24 protein-coding genes are annotated in these 22677 nt (G+C 39.8%); 9 read left to right on the top strand and 15 right to left on the bottom strand.

Going from position 1 to position 22677, the window contains the following annotated elements; all coding sequences use genetic code 11:
• Positions 1–56: 56 nt before the first annotated feature.
• Entirely contained in the window at positions 57–2057 is a 2001-nt protein-coding gene (locus L3V41_RS07130; RefSeq protein ID WP_237127433.1) for a urocanate hydratase, read from the bottom strand.
• An 11-nt stretch (positions 2058–2068) separates the two neighbouring features.
• Positions 2069–3562, bottom strand: coding sequence for a histidine ammonia-lyase (gene hutH, locus L3V41_RS07125; protein WP_237115638.1), 1494 nt, complete (start codon positions 3560–3562; stop codon positions 2069–2071).
• Between the two features lie 119 nt (positions 3563–3681).
• Between hutH and L3V41_RS07120 the strand changes: the two genes are divergently transcribed.
• On the top strand, positions 3682–4578 hold the full coding sequence (locus L3V41_RS07120) for a LysR family transcriptional regulator (protein WP_237115639.1): 897 nt from the start codon (positions 3682–3684) through the stop codon (positions 4576–4578).
• Positions 4579–4813: 235 nt separating this feature from the next.
• On the opposite strand, the gene L3V41_RS07115 is transcribed toward L3V41_RS07120, so the two are convergent.
• The 7 genes from L3V41_RS07115 to L3V41_RS07085 form a co-directional block, all read right to left on the bottom strand.
• Positions 4814–5056, bottom strand: a complete 243-nt coding sequence (locus tag L3V41_RS07115; RefSeq protein WP_237127432.1) for a hypothetical protein — start codon at positions 5054–5056, stop codon at positions 4814–4816.
• The gene (locus L3V41_RS07110; protein ID WP_237115641.1) at positions 5049–5438 is read right to left on the bottom strand and encodes a DoxX-like family protein; all 390 of its coding nucleotides are present in this window, start codon (positions 5436–5438) and stop codon (positions 5049–5051) included. Before L3V41_RS07110 ends, L3V41_RS07115 begins: the two co-directional genes overlap by 8 nt.
• A gap of 56 nt (positions 5439–5494) precedes the next feature.
• On the bottom strand, positions 5495–5911 hold the full coding sequence (locus tag L3V41_RS07105; protein ID WP_209438167.1) for a DUF805 domain-containing protein: 417 nt from the start codon (positions 5909–5911) through the stop codon (positions 5495–5497).
• A gap of 266 nt (positions 5912–6177) precedes the next feature.
• Positions 6178–6696 (bottom strand): DUF4240 domain-containing protein, encoded by a 519-nt coding sequence (locus L3V41_RS07100; protein ID WP_237115642.1) that lies wholly within the window; start codon positions 6694–6696, stop codon positions 6178–6180.
• The gene (locus tag L3V41_RS07095) at positions 6693–6887 is read right to left on the bottom strand and encodes a YwbE family protein (protein ID WP_062568181.1); all 195 of its coding nucleotides are present in this window, start codon (positions 6885–6887) and stop codon (positions 6693–6695) included. Before L3V41_RS07095 ends, L3V41_RS07100 begins: the two co-directional genes overlap by 4 nt.
• A gap of 148 nt (positions 6888–7035) precedes the next feature.
• Positions 7036–7314 carry a hypothetical protein gene (locus L3V41_RS07090; RefSeq protein ID WP_062568010.1) on the bottom strand — a complete coding sequence of 93 codons (279 nt, stop codon included), beginning with the start codon at positions 7312–7314 and terminating at the stop codon, positions 7036–7038.
• Positions 7311–7514 (bottom strand): hypothetical protein, encoded by a 204-nt coding sequence (locus L3V41_RS07085; protein ID WP_062568011.1) that lies wholly within the window; start codon positions 7512–7514, stop codon positions 7311–7313. The genes L3V41_RS07090 and L3V41_RS07085 overlap by 4 nt, the downstream gene beginning before the upstream one ends.
• Before the next feature lie 88 nt (positions 7515–7602).
• On the opposite strand from L3V41_RS07085, the gene L3V41_RS07080 reads away from it, so the two are divergent.
• Positions 7603–8409, top strand: coding sequence for an ion transporter (locus L3V41_RS07080; protein ID WP_237115706.1), 807 nt, complete (start codon positions 7603–7605; stop codon positions 8407–8409).
• Between the two features lie 59 nt (positions 8410–8468).
• Here L3V41_RS07080 and L3V41_RS07075 read toward each other — a convergent pair whose 3' ends face one another.
• The 3 genes from L3V41_RS07075 to L3V41_RS07065 all read right to left on the bottom strand — a co-directional run bounded on the left by L3V41_RS07075 (position 8469) and on the right by L3V41_RS07065 (position 11700).
• Positions 8469–8849, bottom strand: a complete 381-nt coding sequence (locus L3V41_RS07075; RefSeq protein ID WP_062568013.1) for a VOC family protein — start codon at positions 8847–8849, stop codon at positions 8469–8471.
• 331 nt (positions 8850–9180) lie between these two features.
• Complete coding sequence (locus L3V41_RS07070; RefSeq protein ID WP_237127431.1) at positions 9181–9615, bottom strand: GNAT family N-acetyltransferase; 435 nt, start codon at positions 9613–9615, stop codon at positions 9181–9183.
• A 126-nt stretch (positions 9616–9741) separates the two neighbouring features.
• Positions 9742–11700, bottom strand: a complete 1959-nt coding sequence (locus L3V41_RS07065; RefSeq protein WP_237127430.1) for a methyl-accepting chemotaxis protein — start codon at positions 11698–11700, stop codon at positions 9742–9744.
• Positions 11701–12101: 401 nt separating this feature from the next.
• On the opposite strand from L3V41_RS07065, the gene L3V41_RS07060 reads away from it, so the two are divergent.
• Positions 12102–12569: a YHS domain-containing (seleno)protein gene (locus L3V41_RS07060; protein ID WP_062568016.1), complete on the top strand. Its 468-nt coding sequence runs from the start codon at positions 12102–12104 to the stop codon at positions 12567–12569.
• 7 nt (positions 12570–12576) lie between these two features.
• Here L3V41_RS07060 and L3V41_RS07055 read toward each other — a convergent pair whose 3' ends face one another.
• Positions 12577–13494 (bottom strand): AraC family transcriptional regulator, encoded by a 918-nt coding sequence (locus L3V41_RS07055; RefSeq protein WP_237115644.1) that lies wholly within the window; start codon positions 13492–13494, stop codon positions 12577–12579.
• Between the two features lie 81 nt (positions 13495–13575).
• On the opposite strand from L3V41_RS07055, the gene grxC reads away from it, so the two are divergent.
• Positions 13576–13815 (top strand): glutaredoxin 3, encoded by a 240-nt coding sequence (gene grxC / locus L3V41_RS07050; RefSeq protein ID WP_062568018.1) that lies wholly within the window; start codon positions 13576–13578, stop codon positions 13813–13815.
• A gap of 46 nt (positions 13816–13861) precedes the next feature.
• On the opposite strand, the gene L3V41_RS07045 is transcribed toward grxC, so the two are convergent.
• Together L3V41_RS07045 and L3V41_RS07040 are read right to left on the bottom strand one after the other, a co-directional pair.
• A complete protein-coding gene (locus L3V41_RS07045) occupies positions 13862–14293 on the bottom strand; it encodes an FMN-binding negative transcriptional regulator (protein ID WP_237127429.1) in 432 nt (143 codons plus the stop codon).
• Positions 14294–14472: 179 nt separating this feature from the next.
• The gene (locus tag L3V41_RS07040) at positions 14473–14745 is read right to left on the bottom strand and encodes an FMN-binding negative transcriptional regulator (RefSeq protein WP_237127428.1); all 273 of its coding nucleotides are present in this window, start codon (positions 14743–14745) and stop codon (positions 14473–14475) included.
• Between the two features lie 313 nt (positions 14746–15058).
• Between L3V41_RS07040 and L3V41_RS07035 the strand changes: the two genes are divergently transcribed.
• Genes L3V41_RS07035 through L3V41_RS07015 form a run of 5 tightly spaced genes read left to right on the top strand, consistent with a single transcriptional unit; the run spans position 15059 to position 22626 of the window.
• Positions 15059–16618, top strand: coding sequence for an aspartate aminotransferase family protein (locus tag L3V41_RS07035; protein WP_237127427.1), 1560 nt, complete (start codon positions 15059–15061; stop codon positions 16616–16618).
• Positions 16619–16628: 10 nt separating this feature from the next.
• On the top strand, positions 16629–17966 hold the full coding sequence (locus L3V41_RS07030; protein ID WP_062568021.1) for a SidA/IucD/PvdA family monooxygenase: 1338 nt from the start codon (positions 16629–16631) through the stop codon (positions 17964–17966).
• Entirely contained in the window at positions 17963–18568 is a 606-nt protein-coding gene (locus tag L3V41_RS07025) for a GNAT family N-acetyltransferase (RefSeq protein ID WP_237115646.1), read from the top strand. Before L3V41_RS07030 ends, L3V41_RS07025 begins: the two co-directional genes overlap by 4 nt.
• A 2-nt stretch (positions 18569–18570) precedes the next feature.
• Positions 18571–20433 (top strand): IucA/IucC family siderophore biosynthesis protein, encoded by a 1863-nt coding sequence (locus tag L3V41_RS07020; RefSeq protein ID WP_237127426.1) that lies wholly within the window; start codon positions 18571–18573, stop codon positions 20431–20433.
• A gap of 45 nt (positions 20434–20478) precedes the next feature.
• Positions 20479–22626 carry a TonB-dependent siderophore receptor gene (locus tag L3V41_RS07015; protein ID WP_237127425.1) on the top strand — a complete coding sequence of 716 codons (2148 nt, stop codon included), beginning with the start codon at positions 20479–20481 and terminating at the stop codon, positions 22624–22626.
• The last annotated feature ends 51 nt before the right edge of the window (positions 22627–22677 follow it).

Here is a 22677-nt window from a genome sequence, read left to right as displayed (position 1 = left end):
GGCAATAAAAAAGGCCATGTTACGTTTACAACATGGCCTTGTTTAATTGATACAAATTAGAAATCTAAATTTGATAAAACGTCATCATCAACGTTATTAGACAAGGTCACTTTAAGTTTAGGGGTACGAGCCATTTCACGCTTAATTGCAAAATTAGCTTCTTCGTTACGCGCCCAACTTCGACGAGCAATACCGTTGTTTACATCAAACAGTAACATTGACTTTAAACGACGTTCAGCGGCTTCAGAGCCATCTAGTAGCATACCAAAACCACCGTTGATCACTTCGCCCCAGCCTACACCACCACCATTGTGGATAGATACCCAAGTAGCACCACGGAAACCATCACCAATTACATTGTGAATCGCCATGTCTGCGGTGAAGCGGCTACCATCATAAATGTTTGATGTTTCACGGAAAGGTGAATCCGTACCACTCACGTCATGGTGGTCACGCCCAAGCACTACAGGACCAATTTCACCACGATTAATGGCATCATTAAAGGCTTTAGCGATTTCAGCGCGGCCTTGTGCGTCTGCATAAAGAATACGAGCTTGCGAACCAACTACGAGCTTGTTCTGCTTCGCATCTTTGATCCAAGTGATGTTGTCTTGCATTTGCTGTTGAATTTCTTCAGGCGAGTCCGCCATAATTTTTTCAAGGACTTGTGCAGCAATCGCATCTGTTTTATCAAGATCGTCTGGTTTACCTGATGTACATACCCAGCGGAACGGGCCAAAACCGTAGTCAAAACACATTGGACCAAGAATATCTTGTACGTACGATGGGTATTTAAAATCAATCCCATTATCAGCCATTACATCGCCACCAGCGCGTGATGCTTCTAGCAAGAACGCATTACCATAATCAAAGAAGTAAGTGCCTTTCGCCGTGTGCTTGTTAACAGCATCGGCGTGGCGTTTAAGCGTCGCTTGTACTTTTTCTTTAAATACTTCTGGCTCTTCACGAATTAAACGATTTGACTCTTCATAGCTGATATCAACTGGGTAATAACCGCCTGACCACGGGTTATGAAGTGAAGTTTGATCTGAACCTAAGTGAATGAAAATATCTTCTGCTAAGAAGCTTTCCCAAACATCAACCACGTTACCGATAAAGGCTATCGATACCACTTCCTCATTTTGCTGAGCAGTACGCACACGCTCAACAAGCTCTGGCATGTTATCAATTAACTCATCAACCCAACCTTGCTGGTGACGTTTGATGGCAGCCTTAGGGTTAACCTCGGCACACACGGTAATACAGTTAGCAATGTTACCCGCTTTAGGCTGAGCACCACTCATACCGCCTAAACCAGCCGTTAAGAAGATTTTACCTTTCGGTGATTCACCTTTTTCAAGTACTTTACGGAATGCATTCATTACCGTAATGGTTGTACCGTGAACAATACCTTGCGGGCCAATGTACATAAATGAACCCGCAGTCATTTGACCATATTGAGTTACACCCAATGCATTGAATTTTTCCCAGTCATCCGGTTTTGAATAGTTCGGGATCATCATACCGTTAGTCACAACCACGCGCGGTGCTTCTACTGATGATGGGAATAACCCCATAGGGTGACCCGAATACATGTGTAGCGTTTGGTCTTCTTCCATTTCGCTTAAGTACTTCATGGTTAATAAGTACTGCGCCCAATTTTGGAATACTGCACCGTTACCACCGTAAGTGATAAGCTCTTCTGGGTGCTGTGCTACAGCAGGGTCAAGGTTGTTGTCGATCATCAACATAATAGCGGCAGCTTGTTCGCATTTAGCCGGGTAATCGCTGATCGAGCGCGCTTTAAGCTCATAGTTAGGCTTAAAGCGATACATGTAAATACGGCCAAATTGTTTGAGCTCAGCAGCAAATTCAGCAGCTAATTCTTGATGCCATTCTTTAGGGAAATAACGCAATGCGTTACGAATAGCTAATTGCTTTTCGTCAGCCGATAAAATGTCTTTACGTTTTGGAGCACGGTTTGCATCACTTGGATACGGTTTTGGCTCTGGCAATACGCTTGGGATACCTTGCTTAATTTGTTCTTGAAAAGTCATTATTTGCTCCCTTAGTTAACTTTAAACGCTTGCGATTTAACAAGTTCTACCATGGCATCAATATCAGGCTTAAGTAAGCGGTCTTCTTCTAGTTTGGCAACTTTGCTGCGAATTAGCGCAAAGTTTTCTTCAATGATGTCTGAACACGTGTTAGGACGTCTAAATTCAATTGCTTGCGCTGCATACATCAGCTCAATAGCAAAGATTTTATCAAGATTACCTAAAATCTGGTTTAACTTACGACCAGAAATACTCCCCATAGATACGTGATCTTCTTGGCCCATTGATGTTGGTACGCTGTCTGCTGATGGTGGGAAACACAAAGATTTGTTTTCTGTTACCAATGCCGCAGTCACGTATTGTGGGATCATCATGCCAGAGTTTAAGCCACCCGATGACGTTAATAAACGCGGTAAACCATGTAAGCCCTCAAGTAGCAAGTAACAACGACGATCAGCAATGTTGCCAAGCTCTGCTGCTGCGATTGAAGCATAATCTAATACCATAGCAAGTGGTTGACCGTGGAAACCACCACCCGAAATGGCTTCTTCTTCGCTGATCACAATAGGGTTATCTGTTACAGAATTCATTTCTGTTTCAGCAAGTTCTTTTAAGTGGTAATACGCATTACGTGATGCACCATGAACTTGAGGAATACAACGCAGTGAGTAAGGGTCTTGAACACGGTCACAATCAGTGTGTGAAGCCATGTTTTCAGAGCCTGCAAAAAAGCTGCGCATACGCGCTGCAACTTCAACGTTACCTTTAAAAGCACGAATGGCGTGTAACTCTTCACGAAACGGTGATTGGCTACCTTGCATACCTTCAATGCTCATAGCACCTGCGATATCAGCAAGGTCTAATAGGTAACGCATTTTAGTAAGCGCAGTAATGGCATGCGATAAGATAAACTGAGTACCATTAATTAACGCTAGGCCTTCTTTAGCATGTAAATCTAAAGGCGCTAAACCGTGCTCTTTTAATACGTCTGCAGCTGGCTTGATTGTGTCGTTTACCCAAAACTCACCTTCTCCTAAAAGAGGTAAGAATAGGTGTGATAACGGTGCTAAGTCACCCGATGCGCCAACTGAACCTTGCTCTGGTACAACAGGAATAATATCAAGTTCAATAAACTTAAGCATACGCTCAACTACGGTTAAACGAATACCTGAAAAACCTTGGCTTAATGCATGTACTTTGGTGATGAGCATTAGCTTTGAAATAGGTTTAGCGATTGGCTCACCCACACCGACAGCGTGTGTAATCAATAAATTCTTTTGTAATAGATTGGTTTCTTCTGGAGAAATTTGTGTATCACATAATGGACCAAAGCCCGTATTGATACCATAAATGGCTTTATCTGAGGCAGCCATTTTGTCTACGTTTTGGCGGCTTTTATTAATTTTATCAATCGCTTCTTGGCAAAGCTCTGCCTGTAACGTACCGGCTGCAATAGCATTAACGCTGTCTAACGTTAATTGGTCAACACCATACTTAAATGTCATTTATAACTCCTAAAGAACAGGATAAGTTTTATTTAGAGGGAGTCTAGCTTGCTCTAGTTGTTTTACAAATGCATAATTATCGTTATTCATTCCAGATTTATCGAACTAAAAGAAGTGCTATGCAAGTTCATGACGTAGATCTGCGCTTATTGCGCGTTTTTGTAGCAATTGTTGAGTGTGGCGGGCTTTCAGCCGCAGAGTCACGTTTAAATATTGGCCGCTCAACGATCAGTGCGCATTTATCTGATTTAGAAGTAAGGCTTGGCATTAAATTATGTAAACGTGGCCGCAGTGGTTTTGAAATTACAGACGCTGGCGCTATTACCTATCAAGCATCGATTGAACTGCTTCAGCAATGCGAAGCGTTTGCTAATACTGTAGCAAGCTCTAAAAACGAGTTATCGGGGCGTTTAAGTATTGCCATGATAGATACCATGGTCAGCGACCCACGCTGTGCCATCCCAAGTGCTATTGCAAGATTAAAAGGCAAGGGTAAAAACATTCAGTTTGATATTAATGTGTGTGAAGCACGAGAGGTAGAAACCGCAGTAGCCAATGGCCGTTCATTAGTGGGGATTGGTGTTAGCCGCCATCATATTCGCGGCTTAGACTATACCGCCCTGCATAACGAAACTAACTTTTTGTATTGCGCAGTCGGTCACCCCTTATTTGAGTGTGAAGACAAACAAATAAATGAGCTGCTCAAAGAAGCTGAGGTAATTACCAGTAACTACATGCGCGATAAAGAAAGCCGAAACGACGGTTTAAACTATCAAAATAGTGCTGTTGCTTATCACGATGAAGGTATTGCACATTTAATTTTATCGGGTGAGTTTATTGGTTATTTACCCGACCACTACGCACAGTTCTGGGTTGATAAAGGTATTTTCAAAGCTATTCAACCGAGTAAATATCACTACGATATTCCTGTGGTATTGATCACCTCAAAAACAAATGCCAATTCGCCGCTAGCAAGCGCCATGATTGACGAAATTAAGCGCTGTTACGCGGTTTAGTTTTAAACTTATTGATTAAACTAAAAACAATCAAAATCAGACCAAAAATACCAAGCAATATACGCGTAATATTGCTTTTAAATATTGCCTGTTCATAACTTTGGATCATCTTACCATTTAGTTGTAACTGATGAACTTTATACGCTTCGGCACTTTTATTATATGAAGCTAAAACATGAACGTGATCATTTAATTCAATTGGTAAATTCGTTGGTCTTAGGTATGTAGTCGTCTTTTAAGTTCCTACAACTGTCATAAGTTTACATTTATTGTGTTGCCCACAATTTCTATGTGATTCATAAAAGCGTTGTACTACACCCTGCTCATCTAGTAGTTGTTCTTTTATAGGCAAATCCAAAAAATAGAATGCGGCAATTATTTGCAATAGGCCTATTAAAAATAAATAAGAAGATAAAAACTTTTTTTCTTCTTTTTTCGTGTATTGAGTGATTGGCGACTGATGCGGTGTATTAAGCATTGAGCTGCGGCTCTTTAGTTTCTTTAATTAGCACAAGGCTAAACGCGATCATGGCAAGGTTTGTAGTCACAGGATTAAACGCTTCGATTAAAAGTGTGGGCTGTAAAACAGCAACAAACAGCATTAGCCCAACTAAAGCAGCTATATTGAGAATATTGAGTAAGATTGAACGATAGAAAATAAAAAACAGCACGGCAAAAATCATTTCACCTATGCCAGCTGCTCGGGTAATAAGTGTTGAAATTTCAGCATTAAAACCAAAACTGGCTGTCATTTTTAGTTCAAGGGGAGCAATGTGAATAAGTTTTGGTATCAGCCCATGATAAAGCCAACTAAAGCTGATAATAAATCGAGCGATTTGAATGTTAGTGAAGTATTTCATGAAAGATTATGTGCAGAGTCATTGTGTGCTCAGACAGAGCACACAATGAATACGGCTTAAACCGTTGGCTTACCAAAACGGTTTTCTGCTTCATCACCCGCTAAAAAGCCATTTTCAATCAGTACCCAAATACCACCAATCACTGGTACTAAACCAATTAGTACCCACCAACCTGACTTGTTGCGGTCGTGCCAACGTTTAACTTGAATAGCAAGCGATGACCAAATTAGTGGAATGTAAATTAAAAGTGGAAGGAAAATGGCCGCATTTTGTGAGATCATTGCGCCAATACCACTTAACACAAGCATAGCTAAAACACTAATTAGCATTAATCCTAATACTGATAACCAATAAGTTTTACGTGGAATTCTACCTTGGAAAGAGAATAAGATATCCTTACGACTCATGGTTGTTGTCTCTGTTGAAATATTAGCAACATCTGATTCAGGAGCTTGATAAACGTTTTCTGACACTGTCATTTCCTTTTGAGTTTACTTCGGTTTTAGCAAGGCTACCACTCCGTGCAGCTTACTGATTAATCAAAAATAATTTTTGCACTTTATTAGATCCAACTGAAACTATTGCTGAATCCAACATGAACAAAAGTACCATAAATAATACTATTTAAGGAACTAAAAATTAATAATACAATTAAATTTAATACTTTTTAACTAGCTGAAATAAATAAACTTTAGCTCTCGATATCTCTTTAAACTACAAAAAGCCATTCGAGTGGTTGCTACTGCCAATATTTAGCAAACAGGCGAGGATATGCCTGTTTTAAAAATTTCGGCTTGTCTTTAAAACGCTTGCCCTTTGGCTGTTCAAGCCCAGATGGAATAAATGGTAGCTCATCGCCATTACGCTCTTCAAACAGCATACCGGCGATTAAATCATACTCATCTAAATAAGGATAAGGTTGTTCATTCAAATGATAAACGGGTGTGCAGTCAGCAACGGAGTCTGGGTTCTCTAAGGCTTTTAAAAATGCGCCTTCACCGCGAGATATGAGCCAACATAAAAACTCTGAAAATCCATAATCATCGTTACAACCAGCCATTACAAACGCAGCACCAAATAAGTCCCAAGTGTAAGCTTTACGCATACGCAAACTAAACTGCTTGTCAAACTCCATAAGTTGCTCATCGGATAGATGTGTTAGCTTTTCTCTTAGAGTATTACACACCGATTCTGGCTCTGCCGTTTTATCTTCTGCGGTCACTAATTCCCAAAATTCACTTTCGGTTAGAACACTCATGATAAGATCTCTTTAACACGACCGACTTGACCGTCATCAAGTTGTACTTTAATGCCATGAGGATGGTTTGGTGACTTAGTTAAAATACGCGAAACAACACCTTGCGTTAAATGGCCTGTGCGCTGGTCTTGTTTTAAAACAATATTAACTTCACAGCCTACGGTTATTTGTGAGCGTGTTGGTACAGCCATAATAAACTCTCTTACAGTATTTTTGCCGATTATAGCTATTTGCGACTGTGTTACCAATGCTAAACTCATTTGATGTGTATGTTTTCATCCGCTTGACGTGGTGTTAGTCAAAGCTGTGCCTATTGCAAGGTAAAAGTAAACGGCATATTTAATCCTTAAAAAACAGAATAGCTTTTGCTGATATCACTACTCCTATCTCTTTCAGCTCTTTTGTAATCACTTGATTAATTTGCTCTGCCAGCGGTGAATTTGATAGAGGAATTTGCTCGGCAAAATAACAACTTACTTTCATTGATGCTGGCAGTCTCTTTAAATCAGCGGTGTGAGTTAACCATAAAAAGTTGTCGCTTATGTCTTTTAGGTTTTCACATGCCGTCGTTAGCGCTGCCCGAATAGCTTTATCGAGGCGTTTTTCAGTTTTGGTCATTGTTCTGACTTTTGCTTTTTAAAGTTTTCGTAGCTATCTTGCTGGCGCTTTACACACGCATGGTATTCTTTATCAGCTAAATAATTGCATTCAGTCAAGCGTGCAGATTGGAGTTCATGAAAACGCGCATTTGAACTACACCCTGTTAACAAAAGAAACATTGATGCAATCCCAGTAAACTTTAAAGCGTTTAAAAACATTTAATTTCCTTTCTTCAGTTATACATTGGTACTGCGATTTATTGTATATTGCGTGGGTTTAAATACTATCACCAAAGGGTCATATATGATGTTGTCGCAGTTACAAGAGCTGTTTCAGCGTATCGATAAAAGCAAAGTTTTTCAATCATTCGTTATTGCCGTTATTGTTATTTCAGCATTAACCGTCGGGGCTCATACTTATTCGCTTCACCCAACCGTAGAGTTAGCTCTCCATTGGATGGATATGGGTATTACCGTGTTTTTCCTTGTTGAGCTTGTGATCCGCTTTATTGCAAGCCGAGGCTTTAAAGACTTCTTCAGTAAAGGCTGGAATATCTTTGATTTTATCATAGTGGTAGGTAGCCTTTACCCTGCCGCAGGCTCAACGATTTTTATTGCTCGCTTGTTGCGTATCTTCCGCGTTTTACGACTTGTATCCATGATCCCCGAACTTAGGCTACTGGTTAACTCGCTTTTAAAAGCGATTCCACAAATGGGCTATATTGCCTTACTGATGTTCGTAATCTTCTATATTTATGCCGCCATGGGAAGCATGCTGTTTGCTGATATTAACCCTGTGTTATGGGGTGATGTATCAATATCAATGCTCACCTTGTTCCGTATAGCAACATTCGAAGATTGGACAGATGTCATGTACGAAACCATGGCCGTGTATGAACTTAGCTGGATTTTCTACCTAACATTTATTTTCTTAACTGCATTCGTATTCTTAAACATGATGGTAGGAGCTATTTTAGAGGTTATGTCTGAAGAGCATCGTAACGCGCGAGAAGAGCAGATAAACGACGATGATTTGCCAGCAACCAAAGGCCAAATAACTCAATTACAGGCTGAAGTAGCTGAATTAAAAAAGTTACTGAAAGAAAAGCAGTAACGTTTAAAGGATTAGCTTTTAAGATATTAGGCGCTAGGACATAGACCCTAGCGCCTTTTTTACCCTCGTTTTTCTACTTTCCATGGTGGGTTTAAGCGGTTTTCTCCGGCCCAATATAGTTTAATTTTATTCCCTGATGGGTCTTTTAAAATTGCTTCCGTCCACAAATAGCGCTGAGCGGTTGGTGGCTGTTCAAAATTAATGCCCTTTTCAACAAGTCTCTCGTACAGCTTATCGAGCTGCTCATGTTCAAAATAAATTACCGCATAATTACTATAATCTTCAGTTTCTAATGACAGCGAAAATGTGGCATCACCATCTGGACATTGAAAGCGTGCGTAATGCGGTGTATCTACAATCTGAATCATTCCCAATGTTAAGTAAAAAGCCACCGCTTCATTCATATCCGTTACTGGTAAGGTTACCTGATTGAGGTTCATTCGCTATTCCAATGTAATGCAATATTCTTTTCATCAGCATATCGCGTAAACCAATTAAGCAAAAGATAAGCTGTAACAAATTATTGAGTTACGGGGTTAAAGTTAGCGAGTTACTGGGGGAAAGTTTGTAGAATGCACTTTAACACCGAACATATGAACTTCTCGGCTAAAGCCGTTCCTACGGGTTCCCATCGTAGGCGTGAAACTTGTTTCGCGCGCTTGAAGGTCGTGCTTTTTAGCACATTAAAAGTAAAGTTAGCGAGCAACAAGGGAAAAGTTTGCAAGAGGTGTTTTTTCGCCGAATAACCGCGGTACACAACTAAAGCAATTCCTACCGGAGTACCATGTGCAATATTGGAAATGGTTTGCCCATATCATCTAAAGGCGAGCGTGAGGCGACTTTAAACCCCATATGCTGGTAAAAACCAACTGCAAGTGAGTTTTGCTCATTAACATCAACTTTGTTGGCAGCTAATTGATCAACCGCATAGTTAAGAAGCGCTTTACCAACCCCTTTACCTCTTGCTGCATCTAAAATGAACAACATTTCTATTTTGCATTCATGTACGCCAATGAAGCCCAAAATTGCCTTATGCTCATCCTTAATACACTTTAAAGTAACATGTGGAAAAGCTTGCTCAATGATGATCGGCTTAAAAAAGGCTATGTCGTCTTCTGTTATAAAATCATGTGTTGCTCGGACTGAATTTTCCCATACATCAAGTAGCTCTGGGTAATCTTCAGCGTTAGCACTATCTATTTTCATTGTTTGCCATTTTATAGAAGCTATCCAGCCTTATGCTTCTCAGATGAAATAACAAAAGGATTCGTTAGTCGTTTTAGTTAATTACTCCATTAAAGCATGTGAAGGTCTTTGAAACAAATGAGTATTTTACACCTTAAACTTACCCACTAAATCAGTAAGTAAATGTGATAACTGATTCAGCCGCTCACCATTATCACGCGCATTTTGAGCAATCTCACTCACATCATCGGCCGCATTTTTAATTTCGATAACATTACGATTAATATCTTCAGCTACATGTTGCTGCTCTTCTGCTGCCGTCGCAATTTGAGTATTTAAATCACTGATATTGACGATTGATGCGGTTATTTCGCTAAATTGATGTTGTGCGGAATGGGCTAACTCAACTGTTTTATTTGTGCGGTTTAAACTGGTTGTCATTTCTTTTGACACTTGATCAGACATTTTCCGTAAGGTGTCTAACTGGCTTGCTATTTCTTCTGTCGACTCTGAGGTTCTTTGTGACAAAGCACGTACTTCATCAGCGACTACCGCAAAACCGCGACCATGTTCCCCCGCTCTGGCAGCTTCAATAGCAGCATTTAATGCAAGCAAATTAGTTTGCTCTGCAATGCCTCTTATTACACTCAATATTGACATGATATTTTCACTTTCAGCGTCAAGCTGATTAATATCTTGAGTGGCTTTGGTTATGACCTCAGACAACGATACTACACTATCTACCGTCTCTGAAATCACACTTTGACCAAGCTCTGAGGCATGCTGTGTTTGTGTTGCAAGCTCCGCAGCATTTGCACAACTTGCTGAGACTTCATTAGCGGTAGCCGCCATTTCATTAATAGCCGTTGCGGCCATTTCTAAAGCTTGTTGCTGCTGTGAAGTAGAACCCGATAATTGTCCTGCTTGTGTTGATGTTTGTGCTGACGTATCGCTTACATTATGCGCACATTCATTTATTTGTGTAACTAACTCTGAAATCAAACTCAAAAATAAATTGAAGCTATTGGCCAGCTTCCCAGTTTCATCACGCGTTTTAATAATTAACCGCTTGGTTAAATCTCCGCCGCCTTGTGATATTTCTGTCAACCCATCACTCACTTCGACAATAGGTGCAGAAATGAGTTTTGAAATATAGCTGGCTAACAAAATAAACACGGCAATTAAAATTGCACTAATGATCACAATGGTAATTGTCATCGTGTTAGCAGCGCTCATCACTTCAGACTTTTCAACTAAACCAATGAATTTCCAGCCAAGCTTTTGAGACGTATAAATATTCGCCACATAATCAGTGCCTTCAAGATTAATTTCAAATTGGCCAGTGTTATTATTCGCTAACTGTTTATATTTACCTTCGCTAACCTCTGCCAATTGCTTAAAGCGATAATCAGCATGTTTAACATCAACCAAGACGTTACCACTGTCTTCAATAAGCATTAGATAACCGGTTTCACCTAATTTAATATTAGCTATAATATCTGTCAGACCTTGCAAAGATACATCCATGCCCTGAACACCAATAAGCTGACTATTTTGTTTAATCGCTTTCACTGTTGATACAATCACCATATCATCAACGGCCCAATAATAAGCATTCGTTCTTACTGTGCTTCCATCAGCGGCTTTTGCAGCTTCGTACCATGGCCGTTTTCTAGGATCATAATTAGCGGTTACTTCGCCTTCTGGCCATTGAATATATCCACCTTGCTCATTCCCCATGTAAATATAGGCAAGGCCTGGATGCGTATCACCAAAGTGATCAAATAACGTATAAGCAGCTTGCTCTGTGTCACTGCCAGACATATGCGCAAGCTTAACTGCATTGGGCGATTGCATATGTGTTTTAACGTCTTGTTTAGCTTCTAAAATCGCGGGGTGCGAAGCTAAATAATCTACATTTTTTTCAATCTCTGAAAAAAACATATTAATACCATTATCTACTTGCTTTGCTTCTCGTTCACTTAATTGGGCAAAACCATCTAATGCCTGTTGCCTTGTTTGTGTGATGACTAAAACAGCGATAATTATTAATGGTAAAACTATTGCGGATGCAAATGACAGCTTTAACTTCTTAGAGATATTCATGATTCAAACCCAATGTATGACTCACAAGAATATAGTGAGTATCTTTATATTCAGCAAGTTATTAGATTTAGATTTCAATAAAATGAAGGGTACTGAATGAGTAGAGTAAAGACTGAAGAACTTGAGTATGACAGTTAGTTGACACAGAAATGAACTGTACTAAGTTTACCTATAGCATTTAACATACTTTTAACAATCATGTTGAGTGCCATCCAACCAATATTGGCAGCATTTGCAGGATGCTAATGTGCTGCCTATTCTATTTTGGCTGTAAAACGAATTCATTTCTCCTCAAATTGTAATCAGGACTTTTGGACATATATTCAGTAATGCCAGATATATTTAGTTCGTTGATTGTCCACTACTATGTTTCCTAAGTTAAACATAATTGGAGAATAACTATGAAACTTTACCACGCATTTAAAGGGATCGCTGCTGTCGCTCTTTTGAGTTTATCGTCTTTATCTTACGCTGGAAATGACACCGAAACAGATGAAAATGGGGTCATTTTAGCGGGTCATGATGTCATCGCATATTTTAAGCAAAATAAACCTGTGTTAGGGAATGCTAAATATACAGCGGTATACAATGATGCGATTTACCGTTTTCAGTCTGCTAAAAATAGAGATATGTTTAATTCAAACCCAGAGAAATACGCACCTCAATACGGTGGTTTTTGTGCTTATGGCGTAACCTTCGGTAAAAAGTTTGATATTGATGGCAAAGCATTTGAAATCAAAGATGGAAAACTCTATGTAAATAAAAATATGGATGTGTATAAAGCATGGGCTGAAAACATTCCTAAACACATTAAAGAAGCAAATGACCATTGGCCAGATGTTGAAAATGTAAGTGCTGATGACCTGTAATTTATAGTTAGTGACCAACCATCGCACTTCTAACAGCACCAGGGGCTTCACCTTGGTGCTGTTTAAACGCTTTTCTAAAAGCGGCTTCTGTCTCGTAACCACTTAATTGCGCAATTTCTGCAATACTAATATCACTACAAATCAGCAATTTACGGGCTTCTATTAAACGCCACTTAAGCAAATATTTCATCGGACTTAAGCCAACTAGCTTTGTGAACTTATCTGCAAAATTAGAACGACTCATTGAAGCTTTACTGGCAAGTGACGCTAAATTCCAAGCATATTCTGGTTGTTGATGAATTGCATTAAGTGCTTTACCTATACGATTGTCAAACAACGCCACCAACATACCATTATTTAACTTGCCAGCTTCAACTTGCTCTCTGAGTATTTCTATAAACACCAAATTAGCGAGTTGATCGACTATGGTATAGCAGCCTGTGCGCCTTTGCTGTAACTCCACAATCATCATATCAATTAATTGCATTATTCTTGAATTACACGATGAACTTGTAGCGGGAATGTGTAAAAACTCAGGTAAAGCATCTAAAAGTGGATTAACTAGGGTGTGATTAAACTGAAAAAAACCACAAACCATATTCGTTGTTTCACCCGCCCCCTTCGCAGGCTGATTGACTAATTTTTTTGCTGGTTTAATCGGTGAGCTCGATATTATGTGTTGATGATCTCTTGGAAAAACAACAAGATCTTTTTCATTCAATACAATAGTTTCATTCTCAAAATGTAGCCATGCTTGCCCTTTACCAATTAAATGAAATGGAATCCGGCGAGAGCCCGATGTATCAACAGCCCACGAGCCACAAAAATCACCATTAACGTATACTTCGGCCCTCAAGGACATTCGCTTAAGTAACACACTAAGCGGATCAGGATCATTTAAATAAATATTTGGACTTTCAGACATAATTTTAGCTACATGCAACATAGAGAAAAAATTAACACAGCTTAAACTAGCCACATCGGTTAAATCACTTAGGACTAGCTCATGGCTAAGATCAAAATGTACCACAAAGACTATTGCCCATACTGTCGAGCGGCAAAGCAACTGTTTAAAAAGTTAGGCTGGCAATACACAGCAATAGAAATCTCAGATAACGACCGACTTTTTCAAGAAATGGTTTCACTGAGTGGTCGTAGAACTGTCCCACAAATATTTATTAATGATGAACATATTGGTGGCTTTGATGATTTTCAGCACTATGTTAAACAACTAAGCCATAGCTAGATTAGCTTTAGCAATAGGAAAAGATACGCGCTATAACAAGTAAAAGTTAGCTATTGATATCTTTTCCTATACCAACTTCAGTTTTCAACATATAAGATAATAGGCTTTGCGCATCAGGATGCTTATCTTTTTTTAACCCCGCTACAACACCTTGTTGATCAGCTATTGATTTATGCTGGCCTAACTTTTCTTTTGCCTGAATTGAGTCAAGTTTGATTTTAATACCAACAATCCCCCGTAGTAGCTTCGCTTGATAGTCACCTGGCAGCAAACTTGTGTCGTTTAAAATACTCGGCTCGTATTGGCTAATTAACTCATCTAAGCAAACCAAAGTATTGTCGTCATCAAGGTATTCAACCTTGCCTTTTGCATGAACCGCAGTGTAATTCCAAGTCGATACAGCTGGCTTTTCAGCATACCAAGTTGGAGATATATTATACCCAAACCACCTCAAGATACAGAATTCAGCGTTTCTCATGGGCTTAATGTCAAGGCGTTACTTTGTAAGAATGGCACTCCCTTTTAAGAAGTAACAACGCAGAGAGTAAGTTCTTGAGAAACGCCCTAAGGGTTGGTTTAAAAGCGATTTATTCGGCGTTATTGACTTTAACAAGGGAAAAACCATTCTTTTCAGTCAATGCCTTGCCTAAATCACTTTTAATTCCAACTGAAACTCGGATCTTGAGGTGGTTTGGGTATACGCGGACCATTAAAAACCACTAACACATGCGTATCTTGTAAGCTTTTACCATGCTTGTTTGCCCGTGACACATGACCATATAAAGTACCAAACTCACCTTCATCGGGTTTATACACCAATGGCAAATGTGTGGCTTCAAATTCACTGTCTATCATCAGCGCAAAGCTATAGTTTTTTATAAATTGTGAGACTCGCTCTGGTGTCATTTTCCACTTGTTGGGTGTGTGCATGCTTTTCTCATATTATTAAAATTGCTCTGATTGTTTGAATCTATCATTGTAATTGATAAAGAATTTTCTACTAGCCTTTACCCGCTACTTCAATCACAAATGATGCCGTGTCCTTTAACCAGTTCGAAAAATTAACAAATCAAAACACCTTTAAGTTAGAGTAAAGCAACTAAATGATAATTGTTTGCATTAGCGTTTAATGCATGATACCTTCCTACTTATCGGTACAGGGTGTTGCGGATTTTAATTAATTAGAGACGGAAAAAGCTCTTCTGGTCTCTTGGTTACTTAATCAATGTTAAAGGATATACATATGGAAAATTTTAAACCACCGCAATATCAATGGATTAATGATTCTAACTATCAAACTAAACCCAAACAAACTGCTGCCCCACTTTTTGGTGTTTCACCAATGGAGGATTACGCACAATTAATACAATTGGGTATAAGCACCCTCAGCGAGCGTATTAAAGAAGTTAATTCTCCTACCAGTGGAGTACAACCTGCACAGTTACAAGAAGAATTTGCAGCCATTGATCTAAACACACCTTTAAGTGACATAAATCAAGTCCTCGAAGAGCTAGATCACCTTTATTTAAAACACGCGATATACTTCCATCATCAAGATTACCTTGCTCACTTAAATTGCCCAGTTATGCTTACATCGCTGCTGGCAGAGTTGTTTAGCTCTTCGATAAACACCGCTGTTGAAACATGGGATCAAAGTGCAGGCGCAACACTTATAGAACAAAAAGTGATTGATTGGACATGCCAAAGAATCGGTTACGATGAGGGCGCAGACGGCGTGTTTACTACTGGCGGAACCCAGTCAAATTTAATGGCATTATTACTTGCACGTGAGTTGGCAGGCAAATTAGAACCACACAGCCATACAAATATTACTTCTGGCTTAAGCAGTAATGCACATCGTTATCGCATTCTTTGTTCTGAATATAGCCATTTTAGTATTCAAAAGGCAGCGGCATTATTGGGTCTTGGTCATGATGCTGTTATCAGTGTTGCGTGTGATAAAAATCGCTGTATTGATACCCATAGCCTCGAAAACACATTAAATGAACTCCAAAGAGCACATTTATTACCAATTGCTGTAATCGCCACGGCTGGTACAACAGATTTTGGCGCAATCGACCCGATAGCAAGCATTGCTCATTTATGTAAAGAGCATAACTGTTATTTACATGTAGATGCTGCTTATGGCGGCGCTTTATTAGTGTCACAACATCATAATGAACGATTGTCAGGCATTGATTTAGCTGACTCTGTCAGTATTGATTTTCACAAAACATTTTTCCAGCCAGTATGCTGTTCAGCCCTATTGGTTAAAGACAAGCGGTTATTGAGCTTTCTAACTTATCACGCCGATTACCTCAATCCAAAGGCTCAAGCGCAAGCCGGCGTTCCTGATTTAATAAATAAAAGCTTACAAACAACGCGCCGATTCGATGCGTTAAAGCTCTGGTTAAGCTTAAGAACAGAAGGGCCTGATGCGATTGGTGCCATGTTCGATACCTTGCTTGAAAAAGCACAACAAGTATACCAACGCTTGACTCGTCATAGCCAGTTACAAGCTGCACAAGTTCCATCACTCACTACACTCGTATTTCGATTTAACGATAGCACCTTGAGCCAAACTCAGCTTGATGAATGCAACAGCACTATTCGCAGGGTCTTAGCTCAGAGTAGCCGTGCCATGATTGCAGCAACAAAAGTGAACAATGTTCAGTATTTAAAATTCACTTTATTGAACCCTCACGCATCGATAGACAGCATAGACGAGGTATTGAATGAAATTTGCAAAATTGGCGAACAATATGTGATCGACTGCAAAAGCAAACAATTGTGCACAGCTTAAGGAAAAGACAATGAAACCAGAAATTTATGATTTAATCGGAATAGGTGTAGGCCCGTTTAATTTAAGCTTAGCAGCGCTTTCTTCGCCACTTTCAGACTTGAAGACGCTATTTGTTGACAGTCGCCCTAAATTTGATTGGCATCCAGGTATGTTATTAGACTCTGCGAGTCTGCAAACCCCTTTTATGTCAGATTTAGTGACGATGGCAGACCCAACAAGTCAGTTCAGTTACTTAAATTTTGCCAAGCAGACTGGTAAATTGTATTCGTTTTATATTCGCGAAAACTTTTTTTTACCGCGACAAGAATATAATCAGTATTGCCAGTGGGTGTGCCGCCAGTTAAATAATCTCAAGTTTAATTTTCACGTAGAAAACCTCGAATACGAGCAACAGCTCGACTGTTACCGAGTCTCTGGCAAAGATAAAGTAACTGGCAAGGTACAAGATTTATATTGTAAACATTTAGTGCTTGGTACCGGTACTCAACCTTGGCTACCTGAATTTTGCCCGACAGATAAGCACATAACTCACTCTTCACAGTACCTTAATAACAAAGCAATGTTACAAAGCAAGTCTGACATTACTATTGTTGGCAGTGGTCAGAGTGCAGCAGAGATTTTCCATGATTTACTGCTAGATATTGATAAATTTGGTTATCAATTACGCTGGTTGACGCGTTCACCGCGGTTCTTTCCTTTAGAGTACACCAAGCTTACTCTGGAAATGACATCGCCTGAGTATATTGATTATTTTCATAATTTACCAAGTGCGAAGCGACAACAACTTATCCACTCGCAAAAGTCGCTTTATAAAGGAATTAATTCAGAGCTCATTAACGATATTTACGATTTGCTCTATCAAAAGAAACTGAATTGCGATTTCTCAGCCGAGCTTTTGACGAATACCTCATTAACGAACATTAAACAAGAAGGCCAAAAACTTGCCCTCTCATGCCTACATAACGAGCTAGAGCAAGATTTTAGCTTTAACACTAATGCACTTGTAATGGCGACAGGCTATCAATATCAGTTACCCACCTTCATTGAACCATTACGGCATAAATTAAACTTCGATGAGAACGGCGAGTTACAAGTAAAACGTAACTATAACATTGATGAGCAGGGTCGCATTTTTGCACAAAACCTAGGCCTTAACAGCCATGGATTAACAGTGCCAGATCTCGGAATGGTGTGTTATCGCAATGCCATCATATTAAAGCAAGTATTAGGTAAAGCGCCTTATAGCATTGAAGAACGCATCGCCTTCCAACAGTTTGGCATTCCTAAAACAGAGAGCTTTGCGCCCTCACATAGTAAAACAGCTTCAATGTCACAGGAGGCTATGTGAGCAATTGTAACCACGCAGAGGTCAGTAAAAGCTTCGCTAGCCAGTGCCAAGCAATAATAAACACGGACGCCTTTGTTATTGATGACTTTCGTTTTTACATTTACCAAGCACAGAAGCACTTTCCCTTATTAAATAGCTGGCTGGCTCAAGATTATGCCCACTTTTGGGGAATGCAAAATATGAATGCAGAGCAACGCCAAAGTGAACTTGCTCCCGCACCTCATAAACTAGCACTTATAGCTTACCAAGATGCGATTCCTGCTTTTTTTATTGAATTGTATGACCCGCAGTTTGACGAAATCGGTAAACATTTTGAAAAGCAATCTGGTGATTGTGGAATGCACCTTTTACTTGCCCCCGTAATCACCCCGCAAAGTGGTTTTAGTCGGCGTGCTATTACAGCAACAGCAAAACTCATCTTATCTCAATTAGGTTTTACTCGATTAGTTGTTGAGCCTGACATTAACAATCAAAAAATACATAAGCTAAATAAAAAAATAGGCATTCAGAGCAGTCATATCGTTCGCCTTACAAACAAAGATGCATGGCTAGGTTTTGCTGATCTAGCAAGCTTTGAAGCAGCTACAACACAAGGAGACTAATTATGGAAATCATTAAAAATTCATTCCCTCAACATTTATCTGAATCTTTATGGCAAGGTGCTAATCAACATTTAGTCGCCAAAATACTGTGTGAGTTTAGTCATGAAAAACTAATAAAACCTATTGCAGCAAAAGAAGATAGAAAACAAACATTGCAGCAATTTCAGTTATTATTAGAAAGCAACCAAGGGCTTTTAAGTTATGACTTTAGTGCTCGCCACTATCAACTAGATCACCTACATATTCAGCCAGAATCAATTGTCTGCAAACTAGATGGCATTAACCAAGATTTAGATGCAGTAACGCTCATTATTGCCCTAAAAGATCGTTTAGGTATTACTGATAGCCTCTTACCAACTTATTTAGAGGAAATCACCAGCACGTTATACAGTAAAGCATTTAAATTGCTTCACCAAAATAAACCCGTTTCAGAGCTGGTACATTGCGATTATCAACAAATTGAAGCGGCCATGACCGAAGGTCACCCAGTATTTGTCGCTAACAATGGTCGTATTGGCTTTGATATGGATGACTGCCACACTTTTACACCTGAAAGTGGTCAAGCAATGAAATTAGTCTGGTTAGCTGTTGCGCGGGTAAACACAAGCCTAGCAATGATTGAAGAGCTTAATTACGAGCGTTTTATTGAAAGTGAATTAGGCAGCCAGCAAGTTGCAGCATTTAACAACATAATTGCTGAGCATGGTAAAAAAGCTGAAGACTATTACTTTATGCCTGTGCATCCTTGGCAATGGCGCGAAAAAATTAGCCGAATTTTTGCTGCTGATCTTGCTCGTAAGCAACTTGTTTATCTTGGTCACAGTGAAGATGACTATCAGGTACAACAGTCGATTCGCACATTCTTCAACTTAAATAACAACAAGCGTTGCTACGTCAAAACCGCATTGTCTATATTGAACATGGGCTTTATGCGCGGGTTATCTCCTTATTACATGAGCCGAACGCCCGAAATAAACACCTTTGTTGCTGAGCTTGTGAACAGCGACCCATACTTTGCTAAAAAACGCTTTGTCGTTTTAAGAGAAACCGTCGCAATTGGTTATCACCATAAATATTACGAGCAAGCATTAGAAAAAGACACGCCTTATAAAAAAATGCTCAGTGCACTTTGGCGAGAAAGCCCTTTCAGTTTAACGTATCAGGGAGAACCGTTAGTTAAAGAAAACCAACAACTTTTGACATTGGCCGCCTTGCTACATCAAGACAGCCAACAAAAGAGCTTGCTTGTTGAACTCATTAATACCTCTCAACTCACAGCAAGTGAGTGGGTAAGCAAATTGCTGGATCTTTATTTACAGCCTCTATTACATGCATTCTTTGCGTATGATTTAGTGTTTATGCCCCATGGTGAAAACCTAATCCTTGTTTTAGAAGAACACCAACCAGTTACTATTTTAATGAAAGATATTGGCGAAGAAGTCGCAATTCTAAACGGCAATTCACCTTTACCAGGTCATGTCGCTGACTTAGCGGTGAGCCTAGAAGAGGACATGAAATTAAATTATATACTGCTAGATATTTTCGACTGTATCTTCCGCTTTATCGTACCGCAGCTTGATGCGCAAAATTGTTTAACTGAACATGATTTTTGGCAATTAGTCGCTGATAAAGTTTATCAGTATCAGCATGAAAACCCGCAATTTTCCGAAAAATACACACGTTACAACTTATTTAAGGCTCGCTTTACGCGCACCTGCTTAAACCGCATTCAATTGAATAATAATCAGCAGATGATTGACCTTGAAGATAGAGAGAAAAATCTCCGTTTTGCTGGGGATATCAAAAATCCACTGCATGATTTTGCCACTCGTCATGACTTTCAACATGACACAACAATGGCCTAAGCATAGGCCTCACTATTTATAGACGTAATAGGACTACGGATAAAAATGAAAAAGACGAACTACTTTACACTCACGCCTGTCGCACTTTCTTGTTTAGCGATATTTAGCCACTCTTTACAGGCTGAGCAAAAAAAGCATCACGATATGGAAGTACTCACAGTCGTTGGTGAACAAAACCATGCTCAAGGCTATAAAGTCGAGCAAATGAGTACCGCAACGGGTTTAGAATTATCATTTCTAGAAACACCGCAATCAACCACAGTCGTGACTGAGCAAGCGATAAAAGATCAACAACTAAACTCAGTTATTGAAGTGATGAACAGCGTAACAGGGATTAATACCCGCCCTTCTGACAACGACCGCTACTCAATCAGTGCCCGCGGTATTGGCGTAAGCAGTATTTTGTATGACGGCGTGGCAACAACCTACGATACACGTTTTAACTATGGTGACAACTTAATGGATAGCGCAATTTATCAGCGCATAGAAGTTGTTCGTGGTGCAACAGGTTTGATGCTCGGAGCGGGTAGCCCGTCTGCTGCGATTAATTTAGTTCGTAAGCGTCCGACAGAAGAATTTCAAGCAAGCGTAAGCCTAAGTACAGGTTCTTGGCAACAGTTACGCGGTATTGTTGATTTATCGGGCGGCTTAAATCAAGACGCAAGTGTTCGAGGTCGAGTGGTCGTAGCGTATCAAGATCGTGAAAGCTATCAGCATCGTTACGAGCAGCAACGACAAACACTATACGGTATTATCGAAGCAGATATAGGTCGTAATACATTGCTGACGTTAGGTGCTGACTATCAAGATACCAAACCTGAAGGCTCTATGTCTGGCGGATTACCGTTATTCGACAACCAAGGCAATAGAACTAACTACAGCCACCATACGTCAACAGCCCCACGCTGGGCGTCATCCAAAACCAAAGCATTGAATAGCTTTGCCACGATTGAACATAACTTTAGTGATGACTGGCAACTCAAAGCAAGCTACATCTATGGCGATAACGATTTAGAATATGATGTGTTATGGGCTACAGGTCACCCAGACCCAATAACCAACGAAGGGATGATACCTGGCTCATTAGCATTTATTGACGGTAATCGAACCCAACATACATTCGACTTAAAATTAACGGGTCGCTTTACCCTCTTTGACCGCTCACAACAAATTCTAATTGGTGCAAATCAACAGAAGCAAGAGTTTGCCAATCCATATTATGGCTCTTTAGATGAGGCTCCACCTTTAGGTGACTTTAGAGATAAAGATTTTACATATCCGACCCCTACATGGAGCGATGAAGTTCTGTATGGCTCATGGGGGGAAACAAAGCAACAAGCAATATACCTCGCCTCTGATATTGCGTTAACCGACGCACTTTCAATGGTAATAGGTGGGCGTATTGATAATTGGGAAACTGACCAAGACAATTTTGGCACCATTCATGATTACGAAGTTGATAATGAATTTACCAGCTATGTCGGCGCCACCTATGCGATTGGGCAAAATGTATCACTGTATGCCAACTACACAGATATTTTTACACCACAAAGTAGAGTGCAAGCTGATGGCAGTTACCTCGATCCTGTTAAAGGAAAAAACTATGAAGCAGGTATAAAAGCCAGCTTATTTGAAGAAGCGTTAGACACCTCTCTTTCGGTGTTTGAGATCCGCCAAGATAACGTTGGCGAAGCAACGGGAGAAACCTTACCAGGAACAACGGTTCCTATATACCGCGGTATTGATGGCACTAAAACACAGGGATTCGAATTTGAAGCCAATGGTTCAATCAATGAACAATGGAATGTCTATTTTGGTTATAGTCAATTTGAAACAGAAGACCCTGATGGTGAAAAAGTAACGACCACTAGCCCAAAACATCAAGTAAAGCTCTTCACTACTTATGAATTAGATAACTGGGTAAATGGCTTACAACTGGGTGCTGGCGTTAATTGGCAAAGTGAGATCCGCAGAGATGTTACTAAGCCAGATAGAAGCTCAGTGGAGGTTAGCCAGCAAAGTTATGGGCTTGTTCGATTAATGGCAAGATACAATGTAAACGATCAACTAACATTGCGCGCTAATTTAGACAACGCATTCGATAAACGTTATTACAGTCAATTAGGCTTTTATAACCAGTTTCAATATGGCGCACCACGAAACTTTAGCATCACTGCTCAATATAGTTTCTAAGTAACTCGACATTATTGCGAATTGCTATTATGCCGCCTCGGTATGAGGCGG

Origin of the sequence: Pseudoalteromonas sp. L21 (assembly GCF_021728035.1) — a bacterium.
Classification (GTDB): Bacteria; Pseudomonadota; Gammaproteobacteria; order Enterobacterales; family Alteromonadaceae; genus Pseudoalteromonas; species Pseudoalteromonas arabiensis.
This window is presented reverse-complemented; position numbering and strand designations above follow the sequence as displayed.

What these genes read in the sequence shown, in the direction of transcription:
- L3V41_RS07130 (WP_237127433.1), bottom strand. Translation starts at nt 2,057, where the DNA reads ATGACTTTTCAAGAACAAATTAAGCAAGGTATCCCAAGCGTATTGCCA.
- hutH (WP_237115638.1), bottom strand. Translation starts at nt 3,562, where the DNA reads ATGACATTTAAGTATGGTGTTGACCAATTAACGTTAGACAGCGTTAAT.
- L3V41_RS07120 (WP_237115639.1), top strand. Translation starts at nt 3,682, where the DNA reads ATGCAAGTTCATGACGTAGATCTGCGCTTATTGCGCGTTTTTGTAGCA.
- L3V41_RS07115 (WP_237127432.1), bottom strand. Translation starts at nt 5,056, where the DNA reads ATGCTTAATACACCGCATCAGTCGCCAATCACTCAATACACGAAAAAA.
- L3V41_RS07110 (WP_237115641.1), bottom strand. Translation starts at nt 5,438, where the DNA reads ATGAAATACTTCACTAACATTCAAATCGCTCGATTTATTATCAGCTTT.
- L3V41_RS07100 (WP_237115642.1), bottom strand. Translation starts at nt 6,696, where the DNA reads ATGAGTGTTCTAACCGAAAGTGAATTTTGGGAATTAGTGACCGCAGAA.
- L3V41_RS07095 (WP_062568181.1), bottom strand. Translation starts at nt 6,887, where the DNA reads ATGGCTGTACCAACACGCTCACAAATAACCGTAGGCTGTGAAGTTAAT.
- L3V41_RS07090 (WP_062568010.1), bottom strand. Translation starts at nt 7,314, where the DNA reads ATGACCAAAACTGAAAAACGCCTCGATAAAGCTATTCGGGCAGCGCTA.
- L3V41_RS07085 (WP_062568011.1), bottom strand. Translation starts at nt 7,514, where the DNA reads ATGTTTTTAAACGCTTTAAAGTTTACTGGGATTGCATCAATGTTTCTT.
- L3V41_RS07080 (WP_237115706.1), top strand. Translation starts at nt 7,603, where the DNA reads ATGTTGTCGCAGTTACAAGAGCTGTTTCAGCGTATCGATAAAAGCAAA.
- L3V41_RS07075 (WP_062568013.1), bottom strand. Translation starts at nt 8,849, where the DNA reads ATGAACCTCAATCAGGTAACCTTACCAGTAACGGATATGAATGAAGCG.
- L3V41_RS07070 (WP_237127431.1), bottom strand. Translation starts at nt 9,615, where the DNA reads ATGAAAATAGATAGTGCTAACGCTGAAGATTACCCAGAGCTACTTGAT.
- L3V41_RS07065 (WP_237127430.1), bottom strand. Translation starts at nt 11,700, where the DNA reads ATGAATATCTCTAAGAAGTTAAAGCTGTCATTTGCATCCGCAATAGTT.
- L3V41_RS07060 (WP_062568016.1), top strand. Translation starts at nt 12,102, where the DNA reads ATGAAACTTTACCACGCATTTAAAGGGATCGCTGCTGTCGCTCTTTTG.
- L3V41_RS07055 (WP_237115644.1), bottom strand. Translation starts at nt 13,494, where the DNA reads ATGTCTGAAAGTCCAAATATTTATTTAAATGATCCTGATCCGCTTAGT.
- grxC (WP_062568018.1), top strand. Translation starts at nt 13,576, where the DNA reads ATGGCTAAGATCAAAATGTACCACAAAGACTATTGCCCATACTGTCGA.
- L3V41_RS07045 (WP_237127429.1), bottom strand. Translation starts at nt 14,293, where the DNA reads ATGAGAAACGCTGAATTCTGTATCTTGAGGTGGTTTGGGTATAATATA.
- L3V41_RS07040 (WP_237127428.1), bottom strand. Translation starts at nt 14,745, where the DNA reads ATGCACACACCCAACAAGTGGAAAATGACACCAGAGCGAGTCTCACAA.
- L3V41_RS07035 (WP_237127427.1), top strand. Translation starts at nt 15,059, where the DNA reads ATGGAAAATTTTAAACCACCGCAATATCAATGGATTAATGATTCTAAC.
- L3V41_RS07030 (WP_062568021.1), top strand. Translation starts at nt 16,629, where the DNA reads ATGAAACCAGAAATTTATGATTTAATCGGAATAGGTGTAGGCCCGTTT.
- L3V41_RS07020 (WP_237127426.1), top strand. Translation starts at nt 18,571, where the DNA reads ATGGAAATCATTAAAAATTCATTCCCTCAACATTTATCTGAATCTTTA.
- L3V41_RS07015 (WP_237127425.1), top strand. Translation starts at nt 20,479, where the DNA reads ATGAAAAAGACGAACTACTTTACACTCACGCCTGTCGCACTTTCTTGT.